This window comes from Leptothrix cholodnii SP-6 (genome assembly GCF_000019785.1).
Lineage (GTDB): Bacteria > Pseudomonadota > Gammaproteobacteria > Burkholderiales > Burkholderiaceae_C > Sphaerotilus > Sphaerotilus cholodnii.
This window is the reverse complement of record NC_010524.1, coordinates 875,323-900,084: the sequence shown is the minus strand read 5'-3', so window position 1 is coordinate 900,084 and position 24,762 is coordinate 875,323. Positions and strand designations below refer to the sequence as shown.

Annotated in this window: 29 protein-coding genes; 15 read left to right on the top strand and 14 right to left on the bottom strand. The window is 65.7% G+C overall.

The features are described from left to right. Positions 1–18 precede the first annotated feature (18 nt). The 5 genes from LCHO_RS04195 to LCHO_RS04175 form a co-directional block, all read right to left on the bottom strand. Entirely contained in the window at positions 19–897 is an 879-nt protein-coding gene (locus LCHO_RS04195; protein WP_012345873.1) for a sugar phosphate isomerase/epimerase family protein, read from the bottom strand. Next, on the bottom strand, positions 894–1,997 hold the full coding sequence (locus LCHO_RS04190) for a Gfo/Idh/MocA family protein (RefSeq protein ID WP_012345872.1): 1,104 nt from the start codon (positions 1,995–1,997) through the stop codon (positions 894–896). The genes LCHO_RS04195 and LCHO_RS04190 overlap by 4 nt, the downstream gene beginning before the upstream one ends. 68 nt (positions 1,998–2,065) lie before the next feature. Further along, positions 2,066–3,136: a maleylacetate reductase gene (locus tag LCHO_RS04185; RefSeq protein ID WP_012345871.1), complete on the bottom strand. Its 1,071-nt coding sequence runs from the start codon at positions 3,134–3,136 to the stop codon at positions 2,066–2,068. 2 nt (positions 3,137–3,138) lie between these two features. Continuing rightward, positions 3,139–3,447: a Dabb family protein gene (locus tag LCHO_RS04180; RefSeq protein WP_012345870.1), complete on the bottom strand. Its 309-nt coding sequence runs from the start codon at positions 3,445–3,447 to the stop codon at positions 3,139–3,141. 183 nt (positions 3,448–3,630) lie between these two features. Beyond that, complete coding sequence (locus tag LCHO_RS04175) at positions 3,631–4,554, bottom strand: LysR family transcriptional regulator (RefSeq protein ID WP_012345869.1); 924 nt, start codon at positions 4,552–4,554, stop codon at positions 3,631–3,633. Between the two features lie 117 nt (positions 4,555–4,671). Between LCHO_RS04175 and LCHO_RS04170 the strand changes: the two genes are divergently transcribed. Genes LCHO_RS04170 through LCHO_RS22620 form a run of 5 tightly spaced genes read left to right on the top strand, consistent with a single transcriptional unit; the run spans position 4,672 to position 8,606 of the window. Then, positions 4,672–5,556, top strand: coding sequence for an intradiol ring-cleavage dioxygenase (locus LCHO_RS04170; RefSeq protein ID WP_012345868.1), 885 nt, complete (start codon positions 4,672–4,674; stop codon positions 5,554–5,556). Positions 5,557–5,558: 2 nt separating this feature from the next. Then, complete coding sequence (locus LCHO_RS04165) at positions 5,559–6,260, top strand: 3-oxoacid CoA-transferase subunit A (RefSeq protein WP_012345867.1); 702 nt, start codon at positions 5,559–5,561, stop codon at positions 6,258–6,260. A 10-nt stretch (positions 6,261–6,270) separates the two neighbouring features. After that, positions 6,271–6,933 carry a 3-oxoacid CoA-transferase subunit B gene (locus tag LCHO_RS04160; RefSeq protein ID WP_012345866.1) on the top strand — a complete coding sequence of 221 codons (663 nt, stop codon included), beginning with the start codon at positions 6,271–6,273 and terminating at the stop codon, positions 6,931–6,933. 4 nt (positions 6,934–6,937) lie between these two features. After that, a complete protein-coding gene (pcaF, locus tag LCHO_RS04155) occupies positions 6,938–8,140 on the top strand; it encodes a 3-oxoadipyl-CoA thiolase (RefSeq protein WP_012345865.1) in 1,203 nt (400 codons plus the stop codon). Positions 8,141–8,192: 52 nt separating this feature from the next. Continuing rightward, complete coding sequence (locus LCHO_RS22620; RefSeq protein ID WP_012345864.1) at positions 8,193–8,606, top strand: GFA family protein; 414 nt, start codon at positions 8,193–8,195, stop codon at positions 8,604–8,606. A gap of 14 nt (positions 8,607–8,620) precedes the next feature. Here the strand turns inward: LCHO_RS22620 and LCHO_RS04150 are convergent, their stop codons facing one another. Continuing rightward, the gene (locus LCHO_RS04150; protein WP_012345863.1) at positions 8,621–8,824 is read right to left on the bottom strand and encodes a tautomerase family protein; all 204 of its coding nucleotides are present in this window, start codon (positions 8,822–8,824) and stop codon (positions 8,621–8,623) included. Between the two features lie 142 nt (positions 8,825–8,966). On the opposite strand from LCHO_RS04150, the gene LCHO_RS04145 reads away from it, so the two are divergent. Continuing rightward, positions 8,967–9,872, top strand: coding sequence for a LysR family transcriptional regulator (locus tag LCHO_RS04145; RefSeq protein ID WP_012345862.1), 906 nt, complete (start codon positions 8,967–8,969; stop codon positions 9,870–9,872). 28 nt (positions 9,873–9,900) lie between these two features. Here the strand turns inward: LCHO_RS04145 and LCHO_RS04140 are convergent, their stop codons facing one another. Genes LCHO_RS04140 through LCHO_RS04105 form a run of 8 tightly spaced genes read right to left on the bottom strand, consistent with a single transcriptional unit; the run spans position 9,901 to position 16,398 of the window. Next, positions 9,901–10,452, bottom strand: coding sequence for a hemerythrin domain-containing protein (locus LCHO_RS04140; protein ID WP_012345861.1), 552 nt, complete (start codon positions 10,450–10,452; stop codon positions 9,901–9,903). Beyond that, complete coding sequence (locus tag LCHO_RS04135; RefSeq protein ID WP_012345860.1) at positions 10,449–10,772, bottom strand: antibiotic biosynthesis monooxygenase family protein; 324 nt, start codon at positions 10,770–10,772, stop codon at positions 10,449–10,451. The genes LCHO_RS04140 and LCHO_RS04135 overlap by 4 nt, the downstream gene beginning before the upstream one ends. Before the next feature lie 32 nt (positions 10,773–10,804). Beyond that, a complete protein-coding gene (locus LCHO_RS04130) occupies positions 10,805–11,215 on the bottom strand; it encodes a cupin domain-containing protein (RefSeq protein ID WP_012345859.1) in 411 nt (136 codons plus the stop codon). A 41-nt stretch (positions 11,216–11,256) separates the two neighbouring features. Beyond that, positions 11,257–12,042 (bottom strand): SDR family NAD(P)-dependent oxidoreductase, encoded by a 786-nt coding sequence (locus tag LCHO_RS04125; RefSeq protein WP_223210503.1) that lies wholly within the window; start codon positions 12,040–12,042, stop codon positions 11,257–11,259. Then, a complete protein-coding gene (locus LCHO_RS04120) occupies positions 12,039–12,962 on the bottom strand; it encodes an NAD-dependent epimerase/dehydratase family protein (RefSeq protein ID WP_012345857.1) in 924 nt (307 codons plus the stop codon). The genes LCHO_RS04125 and LCHO_RS04120 overlap by 4 nt, the downstream gene beginning before the upstream one ends. 28 nt (positions 12,963–12,990) lie before the next feature. Beyond that, positions 12,991–14,877, bottom strand: a complete 1,887-nt coding sequence (locus LCHO_RS04115) for a TRAP transporter large permease (RefSeq protein ID WP_012345856.1) — start codon at positions 14,875–14,877, stop codon at positions 12,991–12,993. Positions 14,878–14,905: 28 nt separating this feature from the next. Next, positions 14,906–15,964: a TRAP transporter substrate-binding protein gene (locus tag LCHO_RS04110; RefSeq protein WP_012345855.1), complete on the bottom strand. Its 1,059-nt coding sequence runs from the start codon at positions 15,962–15,964 to the stop codon at positions 14,906–14,908. A 32-nt stretch (positions 15,965–15,996) separates the two neighbouring features. Beyond that, entirely contained in the window at positions 15,997–16,398 is a 402-nt protein-coding gene (locus tag LCHO_RS04105; protein ID WP_223210502.1) for a VOC family protein, read from the bottom strand. A 258-nt stretch (positions 16,399–16,656) separates the two neighbouring features. Here LCHO_RS04105 and LCHO_RS04100 point away from each other — a divergent pair, with 258 nt between their 5' ends. The 9 genes from LCHO_RS04100 (at position 16,657) to LCHO_RS23610 (ending at position 24,752) form a co-directional block, all read left to right on the top strand. Continuing rightward, complete coding sequence (locus LCHO_RS04100; RefSeq protein ID WP_012345853.1) at positions 16,657–17,535, top strand: HTD2 family dehydratase; 879 nt, start codon at positions 16,657–16,659, stop codon at positions 17,533–17,535. Beyond that, positions 17,535–18,764, top strand: coding sequence for a CaiB/BaiF CoA transferase family protein (locus LCHO_RS04095; RefSeq protein WP_012345852.1), 1,230 nt, complete (start codon positions 17,535–17,537; stop codon positions 18,762–18,764). Before LCHO_RS04100 ends, LCHO_RS04095 begins: the two co-directional genes overlap by 1 nt. A 114-nt stretch (positions 18,765–18,878) precedes the next feature. Then, positions 18,879–19,634: an SDR family NAD(P)-dependent oxidoreductase gene (locus LCHO_RS04090; protein WP_012345851.1), complete on the top strand. Its 756-nt coding sequence runs from the start codon at positions 18,879–18,881 to the stop codon at positions 19,632–19,634. Positions 19,635–19,715: 81 nt separating this feature from the next. Then, the gene (locus LCHO_RS04085) at positions 19,716–20,585 is read left to right on the top strand and encodes an IclR family transcriptional regulator (RefSeq protein ID WP_012345850.1); all 870 of its coding nucleotides are present in this window, start codon (positions 19,716–19,718) and stop codon (positions 20,583–20,585) included. Positions 20,586–21,073: 488 nt separating this feature from the next. After that, on the top strand, positions 21,074–21,748 hold the full coding sequence (locus LCHO_RS04080) for an energy transducer TonB (protein ID WP_012345849.1): 675 nt from the start codon (positions 21,074–21,076) through the stop codon (positions 21,746–21,748). Between the two features lie 86 nt (positions 21,749–21,834). Continuing rightward, a complete protein-coding gene (locus tag LCHO_RS04075) occupies positions 21,835–22,632 on the top strand; it encodes a MotA/TolQ/ExbB proton channel family protein (protein WP_012345848.1) in 798 nt (265 codons plus the stop codon). Between the two features lie 64 nt (positions 22,633–22,696). Then, positions 22,697–23,107: an ExbD/TolR family protein gene (locus LCHO_RS04070; protein ID WP_012345847.1), complete on the top strand. Its 411-nt coding sequence runs from the start codon at positions 22,697–22,699 to the stop codon at positions 23,105–23,107. A 10-nt stretch (positions 23,108–23,117) separates the two neighbouring features. Beyond that, on the top strand, positions 23,118–23,546 hold the full coding sequence (locus tag LCHO_RS04065; RefSeq protein ID WP_012345846.1) for an ExbD/TolR family protein: 429 nt from the start codon (positions 23,118–23,120) through the stop codon (positions 23,544–23,546). Positions 23,547–23,555: 9 nt separating this feature from the next. After that, positions 23,556–24,752, top strand: coding sequence for a tetratricopeptide repeat protein (locus tag LCHO_RS23610; RefSeq protein WP_012345845.1), 1,197 nt, complete (start codon positions 23,556–23,558; stop codon positions 24,750–24,752). Positions 24,753–24,762: the final 10 nt, after the last annotated feature.

The window sequence follows — 24,762 nt, the reverse complement described above, 5'->3', positions numbered from 1 at the left end:
ATGTCTCCTTGTGGGGTTTCAGGCCGAGCGGTGCGCGAACTGGCGCATCGCCGACTCGTAGGAACTGCGCGCCATCACGTCCAGCGGCTGCAGTCGGAAGCTCTTCGAGATGATCTCGACGCCGTAATAAGGCGCATCGAAGCCGGCCGCCAAGACCGCATCGATGAACGCGGGCACGTTGAAGCAGCCCTCGCCGCACAGGCGGCGGCTGAAGCGGGTGTCCTCGAACAGCGTGCCGACGATCTGCGGATCGGCGTCGTCGAGCTCGACGCCCTTGAGGAAGCGCGCCGGGATCTTGGCGATCTCGTCGTAGCTCATGCCGCCGCGCGCGACGTGCCAGATGTCGAGCAGGATGCCGCCGTTAGGCTGGTCGGCACCGGCGATGATGGCCATCGCGGTGTCGATCTTGTTGACGTTGGTGAACGGCATCATTTCCATGATGACGTTGGTGCCGACCGGGCGCGCCTGCTCGCACAGCAGGGCGAACTCGTCGCGCAGGTGGGCAATGTCGGGCGCTTGCTCGGAGAACAGCTCGGGCGAGACCTTGAAGTTGCGCGCACCGAGTTCGGCCGCCGCTTCGAACAGTTCGCGGCGCATCTGGTCGGAGGCCTTGCGGCGCGGGTCGGCCGCGTCGCAGAACCAGTCGCCCAGGAACTCGACGTCGATGTGGCGGATGCCGTTGTCGGCCAGCACCTGGCGCACGCCGGCCCAGCCCAGGCGGTCGCGGTTGGCCATCAGATCGGCGTGCACCAGGCCCATGCCGGTGTAGCCGACCTGGGCCGCCGCGGCGGCGCGATCTTCCAGGCTGTAGGGGCTGACCTCGGTGGGGGCACCGGGATAGACATCACCGGCCAGCGTCCAGTACGCGGCCAGCAGCTCAACTTTTTGATTGCTCACAGGAAAACCTCGGAACCTGCTTGTGCAGAAGAAGCGAACAGGGCCTCGATCAGCGTGCTGATGTTGAGTGCCTGCGTCGCGGGGATGACCACCGGCGCGCCTTCGCGCACCGACTTGCTGAAGTGGCTCAGTTCACGGTCGAAGAAGACCGGGTTGCCGATCTCGGCCAGCTCGGGCGAATAGACCGTCTTCTTCGACGCCCAGTTGATCGGGAAGCCGGTCTCGCTCCACTCGGTCCAGCCTTCGCGGTGGCCGTCGACCGTGCCGTTGTCGAAGATCTTGTAGCTCGACGGCGACGGGCGTGAACTCATCATCCCGGCCGTGCCGTAGGCTGTGATGTCCCACGCTTCGAGCCAGGGCAGCGAGTCCCACGAGAAGAAGTCGACCACGACGATCTTGTCGTCGTAGTTCAGCACCGCGCCGGCCGCGTCCTCACGCGAGGTCGGGCCCATCGCGCCGGGGAACTTGGTGATGCGGGCGTTGACCGAACGCGGCATGCCGAAGTGGTGGATCACGCGGTCGAACAGGTGGCAGGAGATGACGAACATCGCCCCGCCGATGTCGCCGGGCTGCTTCATGTGATTGGTGTCGGCCTCGTCGTGCGAGCAGCCGCCGTGCGCGCGCACCTGCAGCACCTTGCCCAGGCGCCCGCTCTTGAGCACTTCCTGCATCTTGTCGACCGACGGCGAGTAGCGCCAGCAGTAGCCGACCTGCAGGATGCCGCCGGTGCGCTCGACCGCGTCGACGATGCGGCGTACATCGGCCGCATTGCGGCCGGCCGGCTTTTCGCACAGCACGGCCTTGCCGGCTTCGAGTGCTTCAATGGACAGATCGGCCATTGCGTAGCTCTTGGAGTGCACGTAGACCACGTGCACGTCGGGATCGTCGAGGATCTCCTGCTTGGTCCGCGGCGTCAGGCCGAGCGCGTCGCAGAAGGGCTGCAGCAGCGGGCTGTCGTCGGCGGCGCCGAGCATGCGGGCGTTGGGCAGGCGCTGCAGGGCCCGGACCCGACCGGAGGTGTGCGGGTGGGTGATGCCCAGGCACGCCACGCCCAAGGTGGTGTCGTTGCCGAGTGGCTTGCGTGCGGTGTGGGTGGTCATGGCTTGTCTCCTGTCAGGTGCATTCAGGGTTCGATTTGTTGGCAGATCGCAGGTAACGGCATGTTGGATCAGTCTCGGGGGCGCCGACCTTCCCAGGCATTGCGCAGCAGCTCGCGGATGGCCTGGGCTTCGATCGGCCGGGGGTTCCAGTACGGGTTGGCCAGCGCGATGTCCACCGCGCGGTCGAGTTCGGACTCGGGCATGCCGATGTCGCGCAGCGCCATGGGTGCACCGAGTTGCTTGGCCAGGTCGTAGACCCCGGAAGCTGCACTCGGCACTTTCAATGCATGAGCGATCCGCATCATTGCGATGGGTGCCGCGGACGCGTTGTAGGCGAGCGCGTGAGGCAGCACGATGGTGTGTGTCTCGGCATGCGGCAGGTTGAAGCTGCCGCCCAGCGTGTGGCACAGCTTGTGGTGCAGCGCCATGCCGACATGACCCAGCACCGTGCCGCACAACCAGGCGCCGTAGAGGCAATCGCCGCGAGCGGCCAGGTCCGACGGACTGCGGACGACACCCCGCAGGCCGATCGCCAGGGCACGGATGCCCTCCTCGGCCATCAGCGACATCACGGGGTTGCCGTCGCGGGCGTAGAGGCCTTCGGCCGCATGGGCGATCGCGTTGATGCCGCTGGTGACCGACATCCCGACCGGCAGCCCCACCGACAGGTCCGGGTCGTACAGCACGGTGCGCGGCAGCACGCGGGCATCGCGGCCGGTCTTCTTCAGGCCTGCTTCGGTGATGCCGTAGATCGGCGTCATCTCCGAGCCGGCATAGGTGGTCGGTACAGCGATGATGGGCAGCGACGATTCCAGTGCGATGGCCTTGCCCAGGCCGATCGTCGAGCCGCCGCCGATCGCCACCGCGCAGTCGGCACCGACCGCACGGGCATGTTCACGCGCCTGCCGGGCCCCTTCGATCGGCACATGCATCTGCGCGCCGTCGTAGACCCCGACGCTCAGGGCGCCCAGCAACTTGGCGGCCGCCTCGGCCTGGTCGCGCTGCTGCGGCGTGCACAGCACCAGCACCCGGTGCGCGCCCAGGGCCTCGACCTCTTGCGGCAAGCGGCTCAGGCTGCCACGAGCGAACACCACCCGGGCCGGCTGTGCCGTGAAGATGAAATCATGTGTCGTCTGCATGGTCACGCAACCCCAGGGATGTAGTCGACCTGGAACCGGGCGATGCGCACATCGCCGAGTTCCTGGCGTACGCGCAGATGCTCGGGATGGGCGCCATACCCTTCCAGGGACGCGACGCTGTCGAATTCGCTGTAGAGCACCATGTCGCAGGCATAGTCGACGCGACTGAAGTCCAGACCGATCTCCATCCGCAGCAGGCCCGGAATGCGGCCGACCAGACCTTCGAAACGGGTCTTGACGAACTCGGCGCTCGCCAGACGCTCGTCTGCCGTCTCTCCGCGTACCTTCCACATGACGATGTGCTTGATCATCCGTTCACCTATGTATGGGCAGCGATCCCGAAGTGACCCTCTGCTTTCCTGCAATGGATGAACTGTAGATTCACGCGGCGCGGCAAAAAATGACGGAGCGGGAAATGTCTTTGCCGATAAACGGAAGAATCATGGGGGTTTCCACCAGCTGTGAAGCTGGCCCCTCGACATCGATCGTGTGACTCAGCGCAGCGGCGCGGCCCATTTCTTTTCAAGTTCGAGCGCTTCGAAGCGCTCGACCAGGAAATCGTTGAACACCCGGATCTTGGCCGGCTGGTGACGCCGGCTCTGGTAGGCCAGGTTGATGGTCAGCGGCGGCAGCTCCCAGTCGGTCAGCACCGGCACCAGCCGCCCGGCCACGATCTCGTCGTGAATGATGTAGAGCGGCTGGATCACGATGCCCAGACCCGCAAGCCCGGCCGAGCAGATCACCTGGCCCTCGTTGGAGTCCAGCATGCTGGTGATCGAGGTGTCGCAGCGCTCGTCGCCACGGCTGAAGTGCAGCACGTTCGGATCCTTGGCCAGGTTGTAGACCAGCAGGCGGTGCTGCTTGAGGTCGTCGGGCGTCCTGGGCGTGCCGTGAACGGCGAAGTAGCCGGGCGCGCCGGCCAGCACGCGTCGGGTGTGCGCGAGCCGTCGCACGGTGATGCCCGAGTCGCCCTCGACCTCGCGGGTGCGGATCGCCACGTCGATGCCGGCCTCGATGAAGTCGGGGTAGCGGTTGGCCGCGACGATCTGCACGTTCAGCTTCGGATAGCGGCGGCTGAACTCGGGCAGTCCAGGCGCGATGTGCAGCATCGCGAAGGACACCGAACTGGTGACGCGCAGCAGGCCGGTCGGCTGCAAGGTGGTTTCGAGCACGGCGGCCTCGGCCTCGGCCATCTCGGCCAGCATGGCGACGCACCGCCGGTGGAACGCCTGGCCCGCCTCGGTGAGCCACAACCGCCGGGTGGTGCGCTCGACCAGTCGCGCGCCCAGCCGCTCCTCCAGGGCCACCAGGGTGCGGCTGGCCGCAGCGTTCGACATGTCGAGCTTCTCGGCGGCACGCGACAGGCTGCCGAGTTCGGCCACCTGAACGAAGAACTCGATCTGCGACCAACGATCCATGATTGATTCATCCATTTATCGGAAAACTGATTTCACCACAGCGCATTTCTTTCCACTCGCTGTCGGCTTAAGGTGACGGCTCTTGCGAGCTCAGCACACCAACAGGAGACAAGACCCGTGCGCAACATCAACGAAGACACCATCACCCAGGCGGTACTGGCCGCCATGGATCAATGCCGTGATGCGCGCCTGCGCACGGTCATGACCAGCCTGGTCCAGCACCTGCATTCCTTCGCCCGCGAGGTCAAGCTGACCGAGGCGGAGTGGTTCCAGGCGATCCAGTTCCTGACCGCGGTCGGCCACATCACCGACGATGTCCGCCAGGAATTCATCCTGTTGTCCGACGTGCTGGGCCTGTCGACGCTGGTGACCGCGCAGAACAACGTCAAGCCCACTGGCTGCACCGAGGCCACCGTGTTCGGACCGTTCTTCGTCGAGAACGCCCCCGACTATCCGCTCGGCGCCGACATCTCGAACGGCGCGCGCGGCGAGCCGTGTTTCGTCAGCGGCCGTGTCACCGGCATCGACGGCCAGCCGCTGGCCGGCGTGCTGATGGACGTCTGGCAATCGGACGAGGACGGCTTCTACGACGTGCAGAAACCGCCGACCACGGATCAGCCGCACACGCACCGGGCCCGCGGACGCATCCGTACCGATGCGCAGGGCGGCTACCACTTCCGCTCGATCCTGGCGCAGCCCTATCCGATCCCGCACGACGGCCCGGTCGGCAAGATGCTCGACGCGCTGGGCCGGCATCCCTGGCGGCCGGCGCACCTGCATTTCATGCTGAGCGCACCGGGCCATGAGCGCCTGATCACGCATGTCTTCCGGGATCAGGACCGCTACCTCGACTCCGATGCGGTCTTCGGCGTGCGCTCGACACTGATCTCCGACTGGGTCCGGCACGAGGCCGGAACCGCGCCCGACGGCACCGCGCTCGATCGGCCGTACTACACCTTGAACTACGACTTCGTGCTCAACCCCGCCAAGCGGGAGGCCTGAGCATGATCGACAAGCTGTATCCCTCGACGCAGGCGGCGCTGGCCGACCTGCGTGACGGCGCCACGGTGATGATCGGTGGCTTCGGCACGGCCGGGCTGCCCAACGAGCTGATCGACGCATTGATCGAACAAGGCGCGCGTGACCTGACGATCGTCAACAACAACGCCGGCAACGGTGACACCGGTCTGGCCGCCTTGTTGGCGACCGGGCGGGTGCGCAAGATCATCTGCAGCTTTCCGCGCCAGGCCGATTCGTGGCACTTCGACCGCCTGTACCGCGAAGGCCGCATCGAGCTGGAGCTGGTGCCGCAGGGCAACCTGGCCGAACGCATCCGCGCCGCGGGCGCCGGCATCGCCGGCTTCTTCACCGCCACGGGCTACGGCACGCTGCTGGCTGAGGGCAAGGAGACCCGCGTCATCGACGGCCGCGGCTACGTGCTGGAGCAACCCATCCACGCCGACGTCGCGCTGATCAAGGCCGAGCGCGGCGACCGCTGGGGCAACCTGACCTACCGGATGACCGCGCGCAACTTCGGGCCGATCATGGCCGCAGCGGCTAGCACCACGATCGCCAGCGTGCACGAGTTCGTCGAACTCGGCAGCCTCGACCCCGAAAGCATCGTCACCCCTGGCCTCTACGTGCAGCGGGTGGTTCAGATTGAGCGGGCCATCACCACTGCCGGCGGTTTCAAGACCGCCGCGTGAGGAGCATCACATGAGCACAACCCCCAAGCGCTGGAACCGCGACGAGATGGCGCTGCGCGTGGCACGCGACATCCCCGACGGCGCGGTCGTCAACCTCGGCATCGGCCTGCCCACGCGGGTGGCCAACCACCTGCCGGCCGACCGCGAAGTGATGATGCACAGCGAGAACGGCGTCATCGGCATGGGCCCCGCGCCGGCCGAAGGCGAGGAGGACTACGACCTGATCAACGCCGGCAAGCAGCCGGTCACGCTGCTGCCCGGCGGCTGCTTCTTCCACCATGCCGACAGCTTCGCGATGATGCGCGGCGGCCACCTCGACATCTGCGTGCTCGGTGCCTTCCAGGTGTCCGCCACGGGCGACCTCGCCAACTGGCACACCGGCGCAGCGGACGCGATTCCGGCCGTCGGCGGCGCCATGGATCTGGCCGTCGGCGCCAAGAAGACCTTCGTGATGATGGAGCACACCACCAAGTCGGGCGAGGCCAAGATCGTTGCCGCCTGCACCTACCCGCTGACCGGCGTGGGCTGCGTCAGCCGGATCTACACCGACCTCGCGGTGCTCGATGTCACCGCCCAAGGACTCGTCGTGATCGACCTTGCGCCGGGTGTCGAACTCGACGCGCTCCAGGCGCTAACCGGGGCAGCACTGCTTCAACTCGATACCAAGCATTGATCCCATGACCCACGCCTACATCTGCGACGCCATCCGCACCCCCTTCGGCCGCTACGGCGGCGCGCTGTCATCGGTGCGAGCCGACGACCTCGGTGCCATCCCGATCGCCGCGCTGATGGCGCGCAACCCCGGCGTCGACTGGGCCCAGGTCACCGACGTGCTCTACGGCTGCGCGAATCAGGCCGGCGAGGACAACCGCAACGTCGCGCGCATGTCCGCGCTGCTGGCCGGCCTGCCGCTGGACGTGCCGGGCTCGACCATCAACCGCCTGTGCGGCTCGGGCATGGATGCCGTGGGCACGGCCGCCCGCGCCATCAAGGCCGGCGAGGCCGGCCTGATGATCGCCGGCGGCGTCGAGAGCATGAGCCGCGCACCGTTCGTGATGCCCAAGGCCGAGAGCGCGTTCAGCCGCAGCAACGCGGTCTACGACACCACGATCGGCTGGCGCTTCGTCAACAAGCTCATGAAGGCGCAATACGGCGTCGACTCGATGCCCGAGACGGCCGAGAACGTCGCCACCGATTTCGGCATCGACCGCGCCTCGCAGGACCGCATGGCGCTGGCCTCGCAGCTGAAGGCGGTGGCGGCGCAGAAGTCGGGCTACTTCGACGCCGAGATCACGCCGGTGACGATCGCGCAGAAGAAGGGCGATCCGGTCGTCGTGTCGAAGGACGAACACCCGCGCGAGACCTCGATCGAGTCGCTCGCCAAGTTGAAGGGCGTCGTGCGCCCGGACGGCACGGTGACGGCCGGCAATGCGTCCGGCGTCAACGACGGCGCCTGCGCGCTGCTGCTGGCCAGCGAGACCGTCGCGGCGATGAACGGCCTGACGCCACGCGCCCGCGTGGTCGGCATGGCCACCGCCGGTGTGGCGCCGCGCATCATGGGCTTCGGCCCGTCGCCGGCCACGCGCCGCGTGCTGGCACTGACCGGCCTGACGCTGGCTCAGATGGACGTGATCGAACTGAACGAGGCCTTCGCTGCACAAGGCCTGGCAGTGCTGCGCGACCTCGGCCTGGCCGATGACGATGCGCGCGTCAACCCGAACGGCGGCGCGATCGCGCTGGGCCATCCGCTGGGCGCGAGCGGCGCGCGGCTGGTGACCACGGCGATCAATCAGCTGCACCGCATCCAGGGCCGCTACGCGCTGTGCACGATGTGCATCGGCGTCGGGCAGGGCATCGCGCTGATCATCGAGAGGGTATGACCAAACGGGTCGACCCACGTCAACACGCCATCCGACGCAGGTTCTTTCAGCCATGGCAAAAATTGAAGGCAGTTGTCTCTGCGGCCAAGTTCAATACGCCTCGATGGCCGAGCCCCTGGTGGTTGCGCTGTGCAATTGCACGCATTGCCAGAAGCAGTCGGGCGGGGCTTTCTCGGTCAATGTCGGGATACCCAAAGGTTCCTTGAAGTTCGAGACGGGTCAGACCCAGGTATTTGCCGATAGGGGGAGCAGTGGGCAGGCGGTCTATCGCCATTTCTGTCCAAACTGCGGCTCCCCCATTTTTTCGGACGTGGTCTCACGTCCTGGCCTGATCTGGCTGAAAGCGGGAACATTGAAGGACACATCGTGGGTCAAGCCCACGATGTCCTTGTGGTGTGAATCCGCTCAATCGTGGGTTCACCAACCGGACATCCAGCAGTTCCGGCAAGGTCCGGCGTCCGTCTGACCGCCGTTTCAGGGTCAGCCTTCGCCAGCCTCCGGGCTCTTCCCGAAGAGTTTGCCGGCACCGGCCCAGTCCGACGCCTTCACATCCTCGAAGATCACGTAGATGTAGTTGGGGTCGGTCGCCGTGTGACGAACGATGCTATCGGTGATCTCCGCGGCAACCTTCTCCTTTTGCGCATGGTCCTTGCCTTCAAACCAACTCACTCGAACGACAGGCATCTCGTGCTCCTTTTCAATGGTTGAAGCCGGAGATCAGCATCAGCGTGATGCCCTTCCGGCTGTGGAAACTTGATCCTAATGGGGAACATAGAGAGATAATTAGCCGATTTATACACTCTGTGTAGAGTGAATGGATACATCGATGGATCGCGATCCTCTTGCCGGGGTGGCCGTTTTCGTGGCGGCAGCACGCTCCCGTACGTTCACCGATGCGGCAGAGCGACTGGGCCTGACGAAGTCGGCTGTCGGCAAGACAGTTGCTCGCCTGGAAGAACGACTGGGTTTCAAGTTGTTCCACCGCACGACCCGTCTCATGCGGCTCACTGCGGATGGCGAGGCGTATCTGTCGGCGTGCACCGCGGCCATCGAGGAAGTGGCCGCAGCCCAGGCCGCACTGTCGTCGCGCAACCAGATCTTGAGCGGACGATTGCACATCGACATGCCGGTGGCCTTCGGAAGGCGCGTGCTGCTGCCTGTGCTGATCGAGATCACTCGACCTCATCCGGACTTGAGCCTGACCTTGACCTTCACGGACGCCACGAGTGATCTGCTTCAAGAAGATGTCGACCTGGCGATACGCTTCGGCGCGCTGACGGACAGCAGTGATCTGGTTGCACGTCGTCTCGTGACACAGGAGCGCGTGATCTGCGCTTCACCCGAATACCTGCGGATGCACGGCGAACCCATGACACTGGCCGACGTCCGTGCGCATCGTTGCATCGTGGGTAGCTTGAAGGGCCCCCCACTCGTCTGGTTCGTCAGCGACGGCGGCGCGGTGGAGCGATTCACGCCGCCCGCCACGCATCGTTTGAGCGATGGCGAGGCGATGATGGATGCTGCGATCGGAGGGCTCGGGATCGTGCAGTTGCCGATCTCGCTGGTACGTGAACCGCTCGCGGATGGGTCTCTGAGGTCGATCTTGCCGGCGCACTCGGCTGTGGGTGTGGAAGTGCATGCCGTATGGCCCCGGCAACGGCATTTGAGCCCTCGCGTGCGCTATGTGGTCGACCAACTCGTCGCCTACGCGGCGAAGGGCCGATTGGATTGAATGCGTGGCTCGAAAAGCCGTGCTGGCGTCAGACGCTCCCGAAGCGACGCCGCACATCCTCGGACGCATGCCGGATGTGCAGCGACAGGCCCAGCGCCGCCATGTGGTCGCTGTTGCGGCCCAGGATGGCGTGTGCCTTGGGCAGGAAGATCGCCTCCTCGAAACTCGCATGAGCCAGGTACTCGCGCACCAGGCCGGCCACATCAGCACGATCGAGCGGAGCCAGGGCACCGTGGCGGATCATCTCGATGGCAGGCAGGAGTCGGTGGAAACTGGCCTCCAGTTGACGATGCTCGGAGGTCAGCCGTGCGATCAGTCGCTCGACCTCGTCCCGCTCCTCCCCGGCCGTCGCGCTGGCAAGCACCGCCGGAAAGAGATCATCTTCCTCTTCGCGGTGGTGCAGGACGATGACTTGCTGGAAAAATGTATCGACCTGGCCCGCGACAGCCTGCGCCTTATGCGCCGATGCGAGCAAGGCCGGCAGTTCTCCGAGGCCATTGAGCACCTGCACGATACCGGTGTGGCAATCGGCGAAGGACTGGACCGGTTCATGACCGGCGGGGATCTGGCCTGCGCTCATCGTGCAGTTCCATCAGGCGCGCCGGACCGGCCGATCAGGTCGAAGTGCTCGACCAGCGGTGGCTGCGCGAAGAATTCGCCTACCAAGCCGCGCCATTGGGCATACAAGGGCGAACCCCGGAAGGCGACCGTGTGGTCCTCGAGCGTGGCCCAGTGCAGCAGCAGCACGTAGCGCTCCGGCGATTCGATGCCATGTCGGACCTCATGCCCGAGGAAGCCCTTGGCCTGCGGGAAGACCACGTCGAAGCCCTGCTTCACGGCGCGTTCGAAGTCGGCCTGGCGGCCAGGCTGGATGCGGATATCGGCGATCTCGAGAATCATGGTGCGTCCCTGCATGGAAGGTGAGATGAAGCTCAGCGGACGAATCGATCGCCGTCCGAGCCAATGGCGACGGTCTCGCCGGTTGCCGCGAAGGTGCGGTCCACGTCCGGCGAACCGTAGACCACCAGCACGTAGGCCGGCGCATCGCCCACGTTGACGAGTTCGTGTACGACACCGGCCGAGATGAAGGTGGAATCGAAGCGGCTGCAGACTTGCTCGCGGTCTTCCAGCACGATCTTCACCCGGCCTTCCAGAACGGTGACCTGCTCTTCGGCGTTGTGGGAATGTCTCGGTGCCGGCACACCCACCGGCAGCATCGTGATGCCGGTGTGCATGGCGCGTGCCCCCACCTTCTTGCTCGCGATGAGGTAGTTGACGATGCCGTTGCCACGCGCGATCTCGGGCAAGGAGGCGAATGGAAGGAAATGCGCTTGCTTGCTCATGAGGCCCTCGTGTTCAAGCGTGGTCGGCGAGTGAACCGCGTTCAATGGATGTGGGTACCGCCATTGACGTCGAGGGTGGCACCGGTGACGAAGCCGGACAGCTCGCAGGCCAGGAAGAGACAGGCGCCGGCCGCTTCCCGCCGTGTGCCGGTGCGCTTCAGGGGGATCGCGTCGATGATGCCGCTCAGCCGATCCGCCGGCAGGCCGTCGAGCATGGGCGTGTCGATCATCGCGGGGCAGATGGCATTGGCGCGAATGCCCATAGGGCCGAACTCGCGCGCGATGCTTCTCGTCAGGCTCAGCATGCCGCCCTTGGATGCCGCGTAGTGAGGGCCGCCGACAAGTCCGCCACCGCGCTGCGCCGCGAGCGATGCGACGTTGACGATGGTGCCCGCGCGGCGTTCGACGAACACCCGCAGCACGCTCTGGCACAGGAAGAAGGCGCCCTTGAGGTTGACGTCGAACATCAGGTCCAGCTCCTGGGCGCCGATGTCCAGCAGCGGGGTCGACTTGACGATGCCTGCCGAGTTGACGAGGCAGTCGATGGTGCCGTGCAGATCGAGCACCTGGCGGACCAGTTGATCGCAGTCATCGGCCTTGCTGACGTCACAGCGCAACCCGTGGATCTCCACAGGGCGCTTGAGCTGGCTCTCGATCGACGACCGGATGCCGGCGAGCACCTGCTCGTCCATCATGAGATCGGTGACCACGACCTTCGCACCGTGTTCGACAAACAGTTCAGCCGTGGCGTAGCCGATGCTGCGCAGCGAGGCTGCACCTGCAATCACGCACACCTTGTCCTTCAATAGCATTTGCGCCTCGTTCAAGAAGATGGGGAAGTGGGTTCAGCGAGCGGCATCTCGCGCTCGATCCAGTCGATCACCGAGGCATGGCGAGGCACCCAGCCAAGCTCGCGGCGGGCACGCGCCGAACGCACGCGGCTGTTGCTGCCGAGCGAGAACCAGGCCCGCGCCTCACCCCAGCGCTGGGCGGCCAGTTCGGCCGGCAGGGATTCGATGCCCGGCAGTCCGAGCCGCCGAGCGATGGCCGCACCGATGTCGCCGAAGGAGGCCTCGCCGTTCTCGGCAAAGTAGAAGGCGCCGGCTGGTGACTTCTCGAGCGCCAGCAGGTAGAGGTCGACGACGTCATCGATGTGCACGTTCGACCAGACGTTCAGACCCGCGCCGACGATCTGCACCACGCCTTGCTGGCGGGCGTTCGTGGCAAGAAATGGAATCTGCACGCTGTCGCGCTTGAGTCCCCGGCCGACGCCGTAGATGTTGCTGGGACAGATCACCGCCGAACGCACGCCCCGCTCCGCCGCCCCGAGCACCATGAGGTCGATGTCGCGACGCGCCTGCTTCATCGGATGCACGGCCAGAGGCGTGTCCTCGTCGAACACTTGCGCCGACAGGCGTGCGCCGCGTGCGTCGTCGCCGATCACGCTGGAGCCGCTGGTGTGCAGGAGCGGCTTGCCCGATCCGGCCAGCCCTGCGATGAAGGCCTGCACCGCAGCCGGATGGTCGGCGCTGGCCGTGTTGATCACGCCGTCGGCGCCCGCGGCCTCGCGGGCGAGCAGAACGGCATCGTCCATCGAGCCCATCACGGGCTCGATGCCGGATGCGGCCAGTCGCCGGGCGGTCTCCGCGTCGCGCGTCAGGCCCCGCACGTGGTGGCCGGCGGCCAGCAAGGCGGTCGAGAGGGAGCCGCCGATGTAGCCGCCGGCGCCGGTGATGAAGAGGTTCATGGCACTCTCGGGTAGATGGGGCGCACTGTCAGAGCATGAAGGTGGAGAACCAGGGGAACATCGCGATCACGATCACACCACCCAGCAGCGCTGCGATGTAGGGCCAGATCGCGACCATGGCGTCGTCGGGCTTGGCGTCGCCGATGCGGCAGGCGACATAGAAGCCGACGCCGATCGGCGGCATCATCAAACCCACGTTCATGGCGCAGACGATCACCATGGAGTAGTGGATCTCGTGGATGCCGAGCTTCTTGGCGATCGGGAACATGATCGGCGCGAGCAGCAGCACGGCGGGCAGGCCTTCGAGCAGGCAACCGAGCACCAGGAAGACCAGGACCGTGACGCCCATGAAGGCGATCCAGCCGCCGGGCAAGGTGGTGAGCACCTGCGACATCTGCTGGACCAAGCCGCTCTGGGTGATGGCCCAGGCCATGGCGGACGCCGTGCCGAGGATCAGGAGAATCGCGCCACTGAGCGCGGCCGTCTCGACCAGCATCGAATAGACGCGCTTCCAGCCCAGCCCGCCGTAGAGCACCTGGCCGATCAGCATCGCGTAGAGGACCGCGATCGTCGACACCTCGGTAGCGGTCGCGATGCCCCCGCCCACTGCACTGCGGATCAGGAAGGGCAAGACCAGCGCGGGAGCGGCCACCAGCGCCAGTTTGCCGATCGCCTTCAGCGGCGGGCGGCGCACGCTGCTGGTGTCTTCGTGACGGGCCTTCCAGCGCGCCAGCAGGAGCAGCGACAGCAGCAGCACCATCGCGACGACGAAGCCGCTCTCGAACAGGCCGGCGATCGACACGCCAGCGACCGAGCCGAGCACGATCAGCACGATGCTCGGCGGCACGGTGTCGGCCATCGCCGCACCTGTGGCGAGCAGCGCCACCATCTCGGGTTGCTTGTTGCCGCGCCGGCGCATCTCCGGGAACAGCGCCGGAGCGACGGTCGCCATGTCGGAGACCTTGGAACCCGAGATGCCCGAGACGATGAACAGCGAACCCAGCAGCACGTAGGACATGCCGGCCTTGACGTGTCCGATCAGCGACGCCAGCAGATCGACGATTGCCTTGCCCATGCCGGTGGCATCGAGCACGCAGCCCAGCAGCACGAAGATCGGCACCGAGACGAGCACCATGTTGGCCATGCCCTCGTCGATGCGCCCGACGATGACGATCAGCGGCACGTTGCTGGAGAAAGCGAGGAAGCTCATCACGCCGCAGCCGAAGCAGAAGGCGATGGGTACCCCGGCGAACAGGCACAGCGCGACCACGCCGGTCAGGAAAATGACGATGTTGAACAGGCCCAGTTGCATGAACTGCGGCGACAACCAAAGGCACAGGCCGACGAAGGCACCGACCCCCAGGATGGCCGTCGCGAGCGCTGCCTTGGGGACCGTGCGGACCGAGTAGATGGCGACGACGGCCAGCATCAGCACGAGTCCGACGGCAATCGCCGCCACACGCAAGCCACCCGGAATGCCGAGTGCCGGCGTTTCCACGATCCACTCGACCTCCACATGCTCGATGGCCGGTCCGATCAGTCCCATCAGGAACGTGGCCATCGCGACCAGGGCGAAGGCGTGTACATACTCCCTCAGCCGAGGTGACATCCGGTCCACGAACATCGACAGGCGAAGGTGCTCGTTGCGATGCATGGCCAGCACGGCGCCCAGCATCGCCACCCAGATGAACGCGAACGAGACGATCTCGTCGATCCAGGTGATCGGTCGCCCGAATGCGTAGCGGGCCACCACGCCGCCAAACAGCATCGCGACGATGGCCGCCATCAGCAGCGCAGTGACAAGTTCGATCGGCGCGATCCAGCGGGCAAGCGCACGGTTGAACGCCGCCACGCCAGGCGGCGGGGCCGCGGTCTCGTCGGGATCGACCGGGGTACTGGAGAGGGCGTGCGACATGGCGGCGTGCTGGGTGGCGTGTGGAAGATCAGACCAACTTGCCGCTGTACTTCTCGAGCAGGGCCCAGGCTTCCGGGCCGAACTTCTTCTGCCACTCGACGTAGAAGCCGGACTTCGCCAGCACCTGGCGGAAGGGCCTGACGTCGACCTTGTTGAACTGCATGCCCAAGCCCTTGAGTTTGGTCTCCAGCGAGACCGTCAGCGCATCGTGAGCCGCGCGCTGCTTGAGCGCGTGGGCGTCGAAGTTGCGCGTGGCCAGTGCCCGCAGGTCCTCGGGCATCGCGTTCCAGATGCGCTTGTTGCCGACCAGGGTGAAGCAGTCCCACATGTGCGAGGTGTACGAGCAGTACTTCTGCACCTCGTAGAGCTTGCTCGCGTCGATGGTCGGCAGCGAATTTTCCTGGCCGTCCACGACCTTGGTCTGCAGGGCGGTGTAGAGCTCGCCGATCGGCACGGTGGCCGGTGAGGCGTCCAGGCCCTTGAACAAGGATGTCAGGATCTGGCTGGCCGGCACCCGGATCTTCATGCCGACCAGATCCTTCGGCTCGACGATGGGCTTGGACGCCGTCGTGGTCTGGCGGAAACCGTGGTCGAACACCTTGCCCACCGGCACGAGGTTGATCTTGTCGAACGCAGTGCGGATGTGGGCGCCGAGGTCGCCGTCCATCGCCTTCCAGACCGTCGCGTAGTCGGGGAAGGCGAACGCGATCGTGTTGATCGAGGTGACCGGCACCAGGTTGCCCCAGATCGTGCCGGCGGTGCAGACGAAATCGATCGCACCGGAGCGCACCTGCGAGACCGTGTCGGTGTCGCTGCCGAGCTGGCCGTTGGGATAGACGTCGATCGTCAGGCGCCCGCCGCTCTCCTTCAGGATATCGGCGCAGGCGGCCTTCAGCGCCGCGCTGGTCGGGTGACTCTCGGGGAGCGAGATGGCAATCTTCAGGTGGAACTTGCCGGCGGCCTGGGCGAGTACCGCGCCCGGAGCGAGCGTGCTTGCAGCCACGGCCGCCAGCTTCTTGAGGACATCACGTCGGCGGCTTCCATCGGCTGGCGCCGCGTTCGCGTGAGTGGTCTGGGAATCTTGCATGGCTTGTCTCCTCTTGTGTCGTTGACGCGTGTTCAGAACACGCCGGGCTGGTGCACTTCGATCACCTGGCCATCCGGGTCCTGCAGAAAGACCTGATACCAGCCGGGAATGGCCCAGCAGCCGTAGTCCGAATAGCGGATGCCCAGCTGATCGCACTTGCGCATGAATCCCTTGATGTCATCGGTGCGGAAGCAGAAGTGACCGTGGCCCATCGGATTGACGAACTGCTTCATCTTGAAGCCGGTGTCGAGGTCGCGTTCGGCCCAATGGAACTCGATGGCACCGTCGGTCAGGAAGTCGACATTGCCGGTGTAGGCGCGATCCTGCCGAACCCCGCTCACGACCGTGTGCTCCTTGTCGCTGATCGTGCCGAGCTCGAACAAGGTCTTGTAGAACTTGGTCAGCCTGGGCAAGTTGTCCGTGCAGAGATTCATGTGATGAAACTTGAAGTTCATGCTGATCCTTGGTGGGTGAAGGAAGGTGACGAGAGCAAAGGGTGGCCGTGGGTCAAGTAACGGCGACAGCGATGCACACAGGGGACGGTGCAGAGACTCATTGACTGGAAGTGACGATGCGAATGATGCATACGTGAAATAAAGAATGCACCAGTGAAAACCAGTAGAGGTCATTTTTGCTATTCCATGTGACGATCTGGCGGAATAGACTTCATTGGTGCAACAAAGGATTTACCTATGAGCAAAAGCGAACTCATTGCCGAGGCGCAGTCCAACCCCGACATCACCGGCGTCACGTCCCCCGTGGTGCGGGAGGAAGCCTGCTCGTTGGCCACCGTGCGCCGGGTCGCCGCCATGCTCGACCTGGAGCCCGACGACCTGTCGCTTGGGCAGGCCCTGCCACGGGGCTGGCACTTCATGCTCCTGGCGGCCGACACGCGGCGATCGAGCCTGCGCAGCGACGGTTTTCCGGGGCTGGGCGTGCCCATGCCGGACCTGGGCCTGCCCCGGCTGATGCTGGGCGGCCGCACGGTCTCGTTCCACCAGGACATCCCGATCGGCGCACGCGTGATGCGCAGCAGCGCCGTGCGCAGCATCGTGAACAAGACGACGGCGTCCGGGCCGATGGCGGTGGTGACGCTGGTCCATGAGTTGCGCATCGACGCGCAACCGGAGCCGGCGATCGTCGAGACACAGACCTATCTGCTGCTGCCTGCCCGCGCGGCGGGCAGCGGCGCACCATCGCCGGCAGTGGCGCCGGCCGCGCCGATCCAGGCGACACACATGAAGACGGTCGTGCCCGACGACACGCTGCTGTTCCAGTACTCGGCCCTGGGCTTCAACTCGCACCGCATCCACGTCGACCGCGAGCACGCGCGCCAGGTCGAAGGCTTCCCGGACCTGGTGGTCAACGGCGGGCTGTCGACGCTGCTGCTCACGGAGTTCCTGCGCCAGGACCTGGGCGTGACACCGGTCTCCCTGTCGGCACGCCATGTCGCGCCGCTCTACTGCCATCGACCCGTCACGCTGAGCGCCGACCCGGTTGACGGGCGGTGGCTCCTGAAGGCCCATGACGATCAGCATCGGCTGGCCGTCGAACTGGAGGTGAAAGTCTGATGGCCTTCGAACCGTTGAAGGGCGTTCGCGTCCTCGATCTGACCAGTGTCGTGGTCGGCCCGGTCTGTACCTGGCGTCTGAGCCAATACGGCGCCGAGATCGTGAAGCTGGAAAGCCCGGAGGGCGACCTGATGCGCGGGCTCGGCGGCCTGTCGCCGACCGGGCAGCACTCCGGCACCTACCTGCATTTCAACCGCGGCAAGCGCAACATCTGCCTCGACCTGAAGAAGGCCGACGCCCGGCAGGCGCTGGATCGCCTGATTGCATCGGCCGACGTGATCGTCGCCAACATGCGCCCGCAGGCGCTGGAACGCCTGGGCATCGACTCGGCCACCGTCCGAGCACGCCACCCCGACAAGATCTACTGCCTGATCACTGGCTACGGCACCGACGGCCCCTACGCCGGCCAGCCGACGTACGACAGCGTGGTGCAGGCCGCCGCCGGGATGGCCGGACTGACGATCGCCCGCGACGGCGAGCCGCGGTATGTCCCGATGCTGGTCTGCGACCACGTGTCTGGCGAGATCGCGGCAGGAGCGGTTCTCGCGGCCGTTCTGCAGCGACAGGCGAACGGCCAAGGATGCGCCATCGAGATCCCGATGTTCGAGACGATGGCCGCCTTCGTCCTGCAGGAGCACCTTGCGCAGCACAGCTTCGATCCGCCGGTCGGCCCGCCGGGCGACCTGCGGCTGCTGAACCCGCACAACAAGCCGGTCAAGACTGCGGACGGCTGGATCGCCTTCACGGTCAACACCGACCCGCAAGTCCGGGCCCTCCTGATCGCCACCGACCGCCAGCACCTGCTCGACGACGCCCGCTTCGCGACCGTTGCAGCACGAGCCCGCAACGTGGCCCAGTGGTTCGAGATCCGCGGCGCACCGCTGCCGAATCGAACCACCGCCGAATGGCTGGAGATCCTGCGTGCGGCGGACATCGCCGCCCAGCATTGCCACACGCTGGAGACGCTTCCGCGCGATCCCCACCTGCAAGCGGTGGGGCTGATCCGCTACGAGGCGCACCCGACCGAGGGCCGGACGGCCGCCATCCGCTCCACGGTCCGCTTCGACGAGGCCTACCCGCCGCTGGGTGAGCCGGCCCGGCCCCGTGGCCTGGACACGCTCGCCGTGCTCGGCGAGCTGGGCTATGCGGCCGACCAGATCGAGACGCTGCTCTCGACGGGGGCGGCGCTCGTTCCCGCCCCGCCCACGCCACCCGCTGCGGGCGGCTGAGATGCGCATTGCGGGCCCGCAACGGGCAGGCATCCGCCGCGCTTCAGATCCCGCGAAACGACATCGGAACACCTTCTGACCAAGCCACAACGGCATCACCACAAGGAGACATTCATGGGTACGAGACTGGCAGGAAAAGTCGCTGTCATCACGGGCGGTGGCGGGGGCATCGGTTCGGCCGCCGGAAGGATCTTCTGTGCGGAGGGCGCACGCGTGGCCCTGGTTGATCAGAGCGAAGACGCGGTCATGAGCGCCGTGCATGACATACGGCAAGCCATCCCCGGCGCGGAGGTTCACGGCTTCGTGGCAGACCTGGGCGTGGAGGCCGAAGCCGACCGCGTGATCGGCGAGGTGGTCGCGCGCCTGGGCGCGGTGGACGTCCTGGTGAACAACGTCGGCATCCGGCGCTACGAGGCCGTGGCCGATGCGCCGTGGGAGGCGTGGGACGCGATCATCCGCGTCAACTTGCTCAGCTTCGTCTCGATGACGCGGGCAGCCCTGCCCCACCTGCGCAAGTCGGGCCGCGGCAGCATCGTCAACACCTCGTCGACCTATGCCGTGTACGGCCGCAAGGGCATGGGCGCCTACGACGCCACCAAGGCCGGCGTGCTGGCTCTGACGCGCACGCTCGCCTTCGAGGAAGGCGCGCATGGCGTGCGCGCCAACGCGATCTGCCCGGGCTTCACGCGCACGCCCTTCCACGTCAAGCGGCTCGGCGCCGCGGCCGTCGAGGAACTGGTTCCCCCATGCGTCATGAAGCGGTGGGCCGAGCCCGCAGAGCTGGCCTATCCGATGCTCTGGCTCGCCTCGGACGAAGCGTCCTACGTCACGGGGGCGACCTTCATGATCGACGGCGGGCTGCCGGCCTGAGCCCGTCGTGCCCCAACATAATTCACCCGTAGCGAAGTGCCCGCCATCGTCGGCGGGTGGCAGCTCGGTTGGAGCGTTGAGATGAACTTGGACTTGAACGAAACGACGCCCGTGGTGGATGCCGAAAGCCGGGCCTACTCGGCGCCCGCGCTGGAGAAGGGCCTGGACATCCTCGAGACCCTGTGCCGCAGCGAGCACCCGATGTCGCAGAAGGACATTGCGCAGGTGCTAGGCCGCAGCGTGGGCGAGATTTACCGGATGATGGCCTGCTTGGTGAATCGGAACTACGTCACCCTGGTCGACGAGAACAACTACGGCATCACGACCAAGCTGTTCGAGCTGTCCCATGTCAACCCGCCGACTCATCGCCTGCTGTTCGAGGCCGCGCCGGTCATGCAGCGGCTGGCCAGCGAACTCGACCAGTCTTGCCACCTGACCGTGTACGGCCAAGGCAAGCAGGTGGTGCTGTGCAAGGTCGACACGCCCAGCGGCATGGGCTTTGCGGTGCGTGCGGGTGCGGAGCTCGACGTGCTGATCTCGGCCTCCGGGCGCGTGCTGCTCGCATTCCAGGATGAGGAGACGCGCAAGCTGCGCATCGAGGAATCGCTGCAACGACGTCCCGAACAGGCCGACCTGCAGATCGAGAGCATCCTGGACAAGATCCGGGTCGCAGGCTTCGAGTCGATCCCCAGCGTGCAGGTGCGCGGGCTGTGGGCGGTGAGCTTCCCGATCCTGGACACCCAGGGCCGCGCCATCGCCGCGCTGACGGTGCCCTACGCCGAACGCATGGACCAGACCCAGCGCAAGTCGATTCCCGAAGTGACCGACGCACTCGGCGCGGCGGCTCGCAACCTGTCCAAGCGGGTGGGCGGCATGGTGTCGTCCAGCGGACTGAATGCCACCGAGCGCGAGAGCGTCCAGCGGCGCTCGGCCAAGGGCGCCGGGCGCTGAACGATGGCGTTCCTGGCGCTGCTCCACTCGCAACCTGCGCGACCGGCGCCTGCCTACTGGCAGCCGTAGCTGCTCGCCGCCGTCACCGGCCCGCTGCCGGCGTAGAGCACTTTCTGCGGATAAGACGCACAGCGGCATCGAGACCGAGCCATCCGACGACGACACGTTGACGGCCCCACAACGGGCCGCCGGGTTATCTGTCGCCTTTTTCTGGCCGAGCGTCGATCGCGTTCCGGTGATCGCCTGGATATCTCACTGATTCGAACGGTCGTTCTATTGCACCCAGATTGAAAAATCTCTCAGGGTCTGTCGCTCATAGTCCCGCCTACGCCCGGATTCTCTCTCGTCAACCCTTAGGGTTAACACCGTTTTCAGTCACCACGGGAGCCCCTAACATCAAAATGTTATCGATAACATTCAGACGACAGCAACCATGAAAGCATGTTGATGTCTGACGCTATTTCATTATCTGAACGTTGAAAGTTCGTATGGAAGACTACGCCAGCCGGCAAAGAAAGCCGACCAAGCACCTGATCGGTCTTGGACTGGTGGTGGTATTGCATGTCGCCCTGCTCTGGGCGATCAATTCGGGATTGGCCAGGGCTTTTGTCAAGAAGATCAAGGGCCCGGTGGAAGCCGTCATGCTTGAGGAGGCAAAACCGGACATACCCCCGCCGCCGCCGCCACCACCGCCGCCGAAGAATGCGCCACCTCCGCCGCCACCACCGGCCTATGTTCCACCGGTCGAGGTCCAGGTGACGCAGGCACCGGCTGCCAACGCGATTGCCGCGGTCACGAGCGCGCCGCCGAAGGTCGAGCCGCCGCCGGCCCCGCCACCTCCGCCCGCCCCGCCGCCGCCGCCGGCCCCTCCGCCGGCTGAACCGGTACGCACGCCTGCCGTGGTGAACGCGTCGGGTTGCGAGAAGCCGGAATATCCGAGCGCCTCGCGCCGTCTCGAGGAAGAAGGCACCGTGAGTTTGCGATTCCTGGTCGGCGTCGACGGCAAGGTCATCCAGGCCGAGGTCGAGAAGAGTTCCGGATTCAAGCGGCTCGATGAAGCGGCCAGATCAGGTCTGTCTCGCTGCACCTTCAAGTCTGCCACCGTCGACGGCAAACCCGAACAGGGTTGGGCAAACATGAAATACACCTGGCGACTCGAATAAGCCGTTCCGGCGCGTCATGGCGCGCCGACCTGTCTCGTCGAAAATATCCGAATAATTTCGTTCAATCTCGAATGGAGCTACACATCATGACCATCAATAACATCGGCTCGGCCGCCAGAAACTGGCTGGCGCTCGCCTGCGCCGGCCTGACCAGCATCGCCGCAACTGCCCAGGAAACCGCCATCAACGCAGCCAGCGCCGCCACCGGCGCCGCCGTGGCAGTTTCCGAAGAAAACCCCTACGGCCTCAGCGCGCTCTGGGCCCAAGGTGATTTCGTAGCCAAGACAACCCTGCTGATCCTGGTGGTCATGAGCATGGCCTCCTGGTATGTGATATTCACCAAGCTGGTCGAACAATCGAAACTCAACAAGCAGGCCGCCGCCGCCCGGAGCAACTTTTGGGAGGCCGATACGGTCGAAATCGGGAAGGACAAACTCGCCGCCGGCAGCGCCTTCCGATACATCGCTGAGAAGGGGCTAGATGGCGCCTCCAAGCACACCGGTCTTCTCGGCGCGGTCGACTTCAATGAATGGGTGACGATGAGCCTCCAGCGGGCCATCAACAATGTCCAGAGCCGGATGCAGGACGGTCTGGCCGTGCTCGCGACCGTCGGCTCGACGGCCCCCTTCGTCGGCCTGTTCGGCACGGTCTGGGGCATCTACCACGCGCTGGTGAAGATCGGCATGTCCGGTCAGGCGTCGATCGACAAGGTGGCCGGCCCCGTCGGCGAGTCGCTGATCATGACCGCCATCGGCTTGGCCGTCGCCGTGCCGGCGGTGCTGGGCTACAACTGGCTGGTGCGTCGCAACAAGGCCGTCATGGAAGAGGTCAACGCCTTCGGCTCCGACCTGCACGCCGTCTTGTTGGGTCAGGCGAAGAAGTGATCAAACCTCGGTCGGATGCCGCACGAGCGGCGTCCGGATGCGCTGGACTGCTGGGGAACACAAGATGGCCATGAACATCGGCGAAGCCGACGACGAGATGATAGGCACGATCAACACGACGCCGCTGGTCGACGTCATGCTGGTCCTCCTGATCATCTTCCTGATCACCATTCCCGTCGTGACGACGTCGGTGAAGGTCGACCTGCCGAAGGAACGCAACACGATCCGGGAAACCAAGCCGGAAAACGTGATCGTGTCGGTCGACAGCCAGGGCCGGATCTTCCTGTACGACACGCCGATCAAGAACGGCAACGAGTTGCAGGAACGGATGAAGAAGTTTGCGGCCATGAAACCGCAACCCGAAGTCCAGATCCGCGGCGACCTCAAGAGCGACTTCGAGTCGGTCGGACGCGTGATGTACGCGATACAGCGCACCGGCATCGTCAAGGTCAGTTTCATCACCGAACCGAGCTGAAGGCACGCACATGGCCATGAACATCGGCAGTCACCAGAGCGGTGAGCTAGAAGTGATCGCAGACATGAACACGACGCCGCTCATCGACGTCATGCTCGTGCTGTTGATCATGCTGATCATCACGATTCCGGCGCAGCTGCACGCCGTCAACCTCGACATTCCATTGCCCACGAATGCGCCCAAGACGGTGGAACCCTTCGTCGTGCGCATCGACGTCGACGAATCGAGCGTGATCTCCTGGAACGGCGAACCACTGCCCGACCGCAACGCGCTCGAATTGAAGCTGTCCGAGTCGGCGCGGATGCAGCCGCAGCCCGAGCTTCACATCCGCTCCAAGGGCAAGGCCAAGTACGAGGCAGTCGCCACCGTGCTCGCTTCGGCCCAGCGCAACGGCCTGAACAAGTTGGGCATCGTCGGCACCGAGCAATTCGCCAACTGAGCCATTCGCATGAATCACGCGCGTGCACTCATCCAGGCGGTCGCCGTCGCGGCCGTCCTGTGGACCACATTGCCGACGCATGCGCAGGTTGCACTGCGCGCCGAAGTGGCCAAGCCCCTGCAGGCGGCCCAGGAGCTGATCAAGTCAGGCAATCCGTCGGGCGCGCTGGCGCAGGCTGCAGCGGCGCGCAACATTGCCAACCTCAGCGAGCTCGAACGCGCCACGGTCGAGCGTGTCGCAGCGACCGCCGCACTTCATGCCAAGGACAACGCCAGCGCCATCGAGGCGCTCGGCTACCTGTCGGTCGATGCGTCCGTGCCGGCGGCCGAACGGCTGACGTTCCAGGAAATCCTCATCGGCCTGCAGCGCGCCCAGGGCGATCTGGCCGGTCTGACACGCACCACCCGCCTCTACCTCGACCAGGGTGGCCGCAAGGCCGGCACGCGCGCGCTCTACCTGCAAGCGCTGTCCGCCCAGAAGCGGCACGCAGACATCGTCGATTACCTCAAGCCCCTGCTGGCCGACGATCGAAACGTCACGCTGTCGGAACCCGAGGCCACCGCCCTGGCCGTGGCGCAACAATCGCTCGGCAACAACGCCGGTTATTACGACGCGCTCAAGCGTCTGGTGATCAGCGCACCGGCCAACAAGGACTACTGGCGCGAACTGCTGGCGCAGTTAAGGGAACAGCCCGCCTTCGACCCGCGCCATGAACTCGACGTCGTCCGGCTGATGGCACACCGCCAGCTGCTGAGCGGCGCCGAGGCCCATGTCCAGCACGCGCAGCTTGCGCTGAAGGCCGGCTATCCGCTGGAGGCCGCACGCGCGCTCGATGCCGGTGAGGCGGCCCGGGCCTTCGTCTCGGCAGCCGATCGGCTGACCCTCGACAAGCTGCGCCAGACGGTCCAGAACAAGGTGGCCGAGGACGCGGCGCAGATCAAGGCGCTCGAAGCCGCGACCTCGGCACCACAGCGGGCCGAGCTGGCCGAGATCCTCCACTCGAAGGGCGACCATGCCGCCGCCGTGCCGCTGTACCGGCAGGCCTTGCAGGGCACCGGTCTGCGCCGGGAAGACGAGTTGCGCCTGCACCTGGTCGTGTCACTCGCCCTGTCGGGCCGGCCCCAGGAGGCCCGCGAAGCCCTGGCGTCGATCAAGCCCGGAAGCACCGCACGCGAGCTCGGCGGTCTGTGGACCACGCCGAACTGAACCGCACGAC

What these genes read in the sequence shown, in the direction of transcription:
- LCHO_RS04190 (WP_012345872.1), bottom strand. Translation starts at nt 1,997, where the DNA reads ATGACCACCCACACCGCACGCAAGCCACTCGGCAACGACACCACCTTG.
- LCHO_RS04185 (WP_012345871.1), bottom strand. Translation starts at nt 3,136, where the DNA reads ATGCAGACGACACATGATTTCATCTTCACGGCACAGCCGGCCCGGGTG.
- LCHO_RS04180 (WP_012345870.1), bottom strand. Translation starts at nt 3,447, where the DNA reads ATGATCAAGCACATCGTCATGTGGAAGGTACGCGGAGAGACGGCAGAC.
- LCHO_RS04175 (WP_012345869.1), bottom strand. Translation starts at nt 4,554, where the DNA reads ATGGATCGTTGGTCGCAGATCGAGTTCTTCGTTCAGGTGGCCGAACTC.
- LCHO_RS04165 (WP_012345867.1), top strand. Translation starts at nt 5,559, where the DNA reads ATGATCGACAAGCTGTATCCCTCGACGCAGGCGGCGCTGGCCGACCTG.
- LCHO_RS04160 (WP_012345866.1), top strand. Translation starts at nt 6,271, where the DNA reads ATGAGCACAACCCCCAAGCGCTGGAACCGCGACGAGATGGCGCTGCGC.
- pcaF (WP_012345865.1), top strand. Translation starts at nt 6,938, where the DNA reads ATGACCCACGCCTACATCTGCGACGCCATCCGCACCCCCTTCGGCCGC.
- LCHO_RS22620 (WP_012345864.1), top strand. Translation starts at nt 8,193, where the DNA reads ATGGCAAAAATTGAAGGCAGTTGTCTCTGCGGCCAAGTTCAATACGCC.
- LCHO_RS04150 (WP_012345863.1), bottom strand. Translation starts at nt 8,824, where the DNA reads ATGCCTGTCGTTCGAGTGAGTTGGTTTGAAGGCAAGGACCATGCGCAA.
- LCHO_RS04145 (WP_012345862.1), top strand. Translation starts at nt 8,967, where the DNA reads ATGGATCGCGATCCTCTTGCCGGGGTGGCCGTTTTCGTGGCGGCAGCA.
- LCHO_RS04140 (WP_012345861.1), bottom strand. Translation starts at nt 10,452, where the DNA reads ATGAGCGCAGGCCAGATCCCCGCCGGTCATGAACCGGTCCAGTCCTTC.
- LCHO_RS04135 (WP_012345860.1), bottom strand. Translation starts at nt 10,772, where the DNA reads ATGATTCTCGAGATCGCCGATATCCGCATCCAGCCTGGCCGCCAGGCC.
- LCHO_RS04130 (WP_012345859.1), bottom strand. Translation starts at nt 11,215, where the DNA reads ATGAGCAAGCAAGCGCATTTCCTTCCATTCGCCTCCTTGCCCGAGATC.
- LCHO_RS04120 (WP_012345857.1), bottom strand. Translation starts at nt 12,962, where the DNA reads ATGAACCTCTTCATCACCGGCGCCGGCGGCTACATCGGCGGCTCCCTC.
- LCHO_RS04115 (WP_012345856.1), bottom strand. Translation starts at nt 14,877, where the DNA reads ATGTCGCACGCCCTCTCCAGTACCCCGGTCGATCCCGACGAGACCGCG.
- LCHO_RS04110 (WP_012345855.1), bottom strand. Translation starts at nt 15,964, where the DNA reads ATGCAAGATTCCCAGACCACTCACGCGAACGCGGCGCCAGCCGATGGA.
- LCHO_RS04105 (WP_223210502.1), bottom strand. Translation starts at nt 16,398, where the DNA reads ATGAATCTCTGCACGGACAACTTGCCCAGGCTGACCAAGTTCTACAAG.
- LCHO_RS04100 (WP_012345853.1), top strand. Translation starts at nt 16,657, where the DNA reads ATGAGCAAAAGCGAACTCATTGCCGAGGCGCAGTCCAACCCCGACATC.
- LCHO_RS04095 (WP_012345852.1), top strand. Translation starts at nt 17,535, where the DNA reads ATGGCCTTCGAACCGTTGAAGGGCGTTCGCGTCCTCGATCTGACCAGT.
- LCHO_RS04090 (WP_012345851.1), top strand. Translation starts at nt 18,879, where the DNA reads ATGGGTACGAGACTGGCAGGAAAAGTCGCTGTCATCACGGGCGGTGGC.
- LCHO_RS04085 (WP_012345850.1), top strand. Translation starts at nt 19,716, where the DNA reads ATGAACTTGGACTTGAACGAAACGACGCCCGTGGTGGATGCCGAAAGC.
- LCHO_RS04080 (WP_012345849.1), top strand. Translation starts at nt 21,074, where the DNA reads ATGGAAGACTACGCCAGCCGGCAAAGAAAGCCGACCAAGCACCTGATC.
- LCHO_RS04075 (WP_012345848.1), top strand. Translation starts at nt 21,835, where the DNA reads ATGACCATCAATAACATCGGCTCGGCCGCCAGAAACTGGCTGGCGCTC.
- LCHO_RS04070 (WP_012345847.1), top strand. Translation starts at nt 22,697, where the DNA reads ATGGCCATGAACATCGGCGAAGCCGACGACGAGATGATAGGCACGATC.
- LCHO_RS04065 (WP_012345846.1), top strand. Translation starts at nt 23,118, where the DNA reads ATGGCCATGAACATCGGCAGTCACCAGAGCGGTGAGCTAGAAGTGATC.
- LCHO_RS23610 (WP_012345845.1), top strand. Translation starts at nt 23,556, where the DNA reads ATGAATCACGCGCGTGCACTCATCCAGGCGGTCGCCGTCGCGGCCGTC.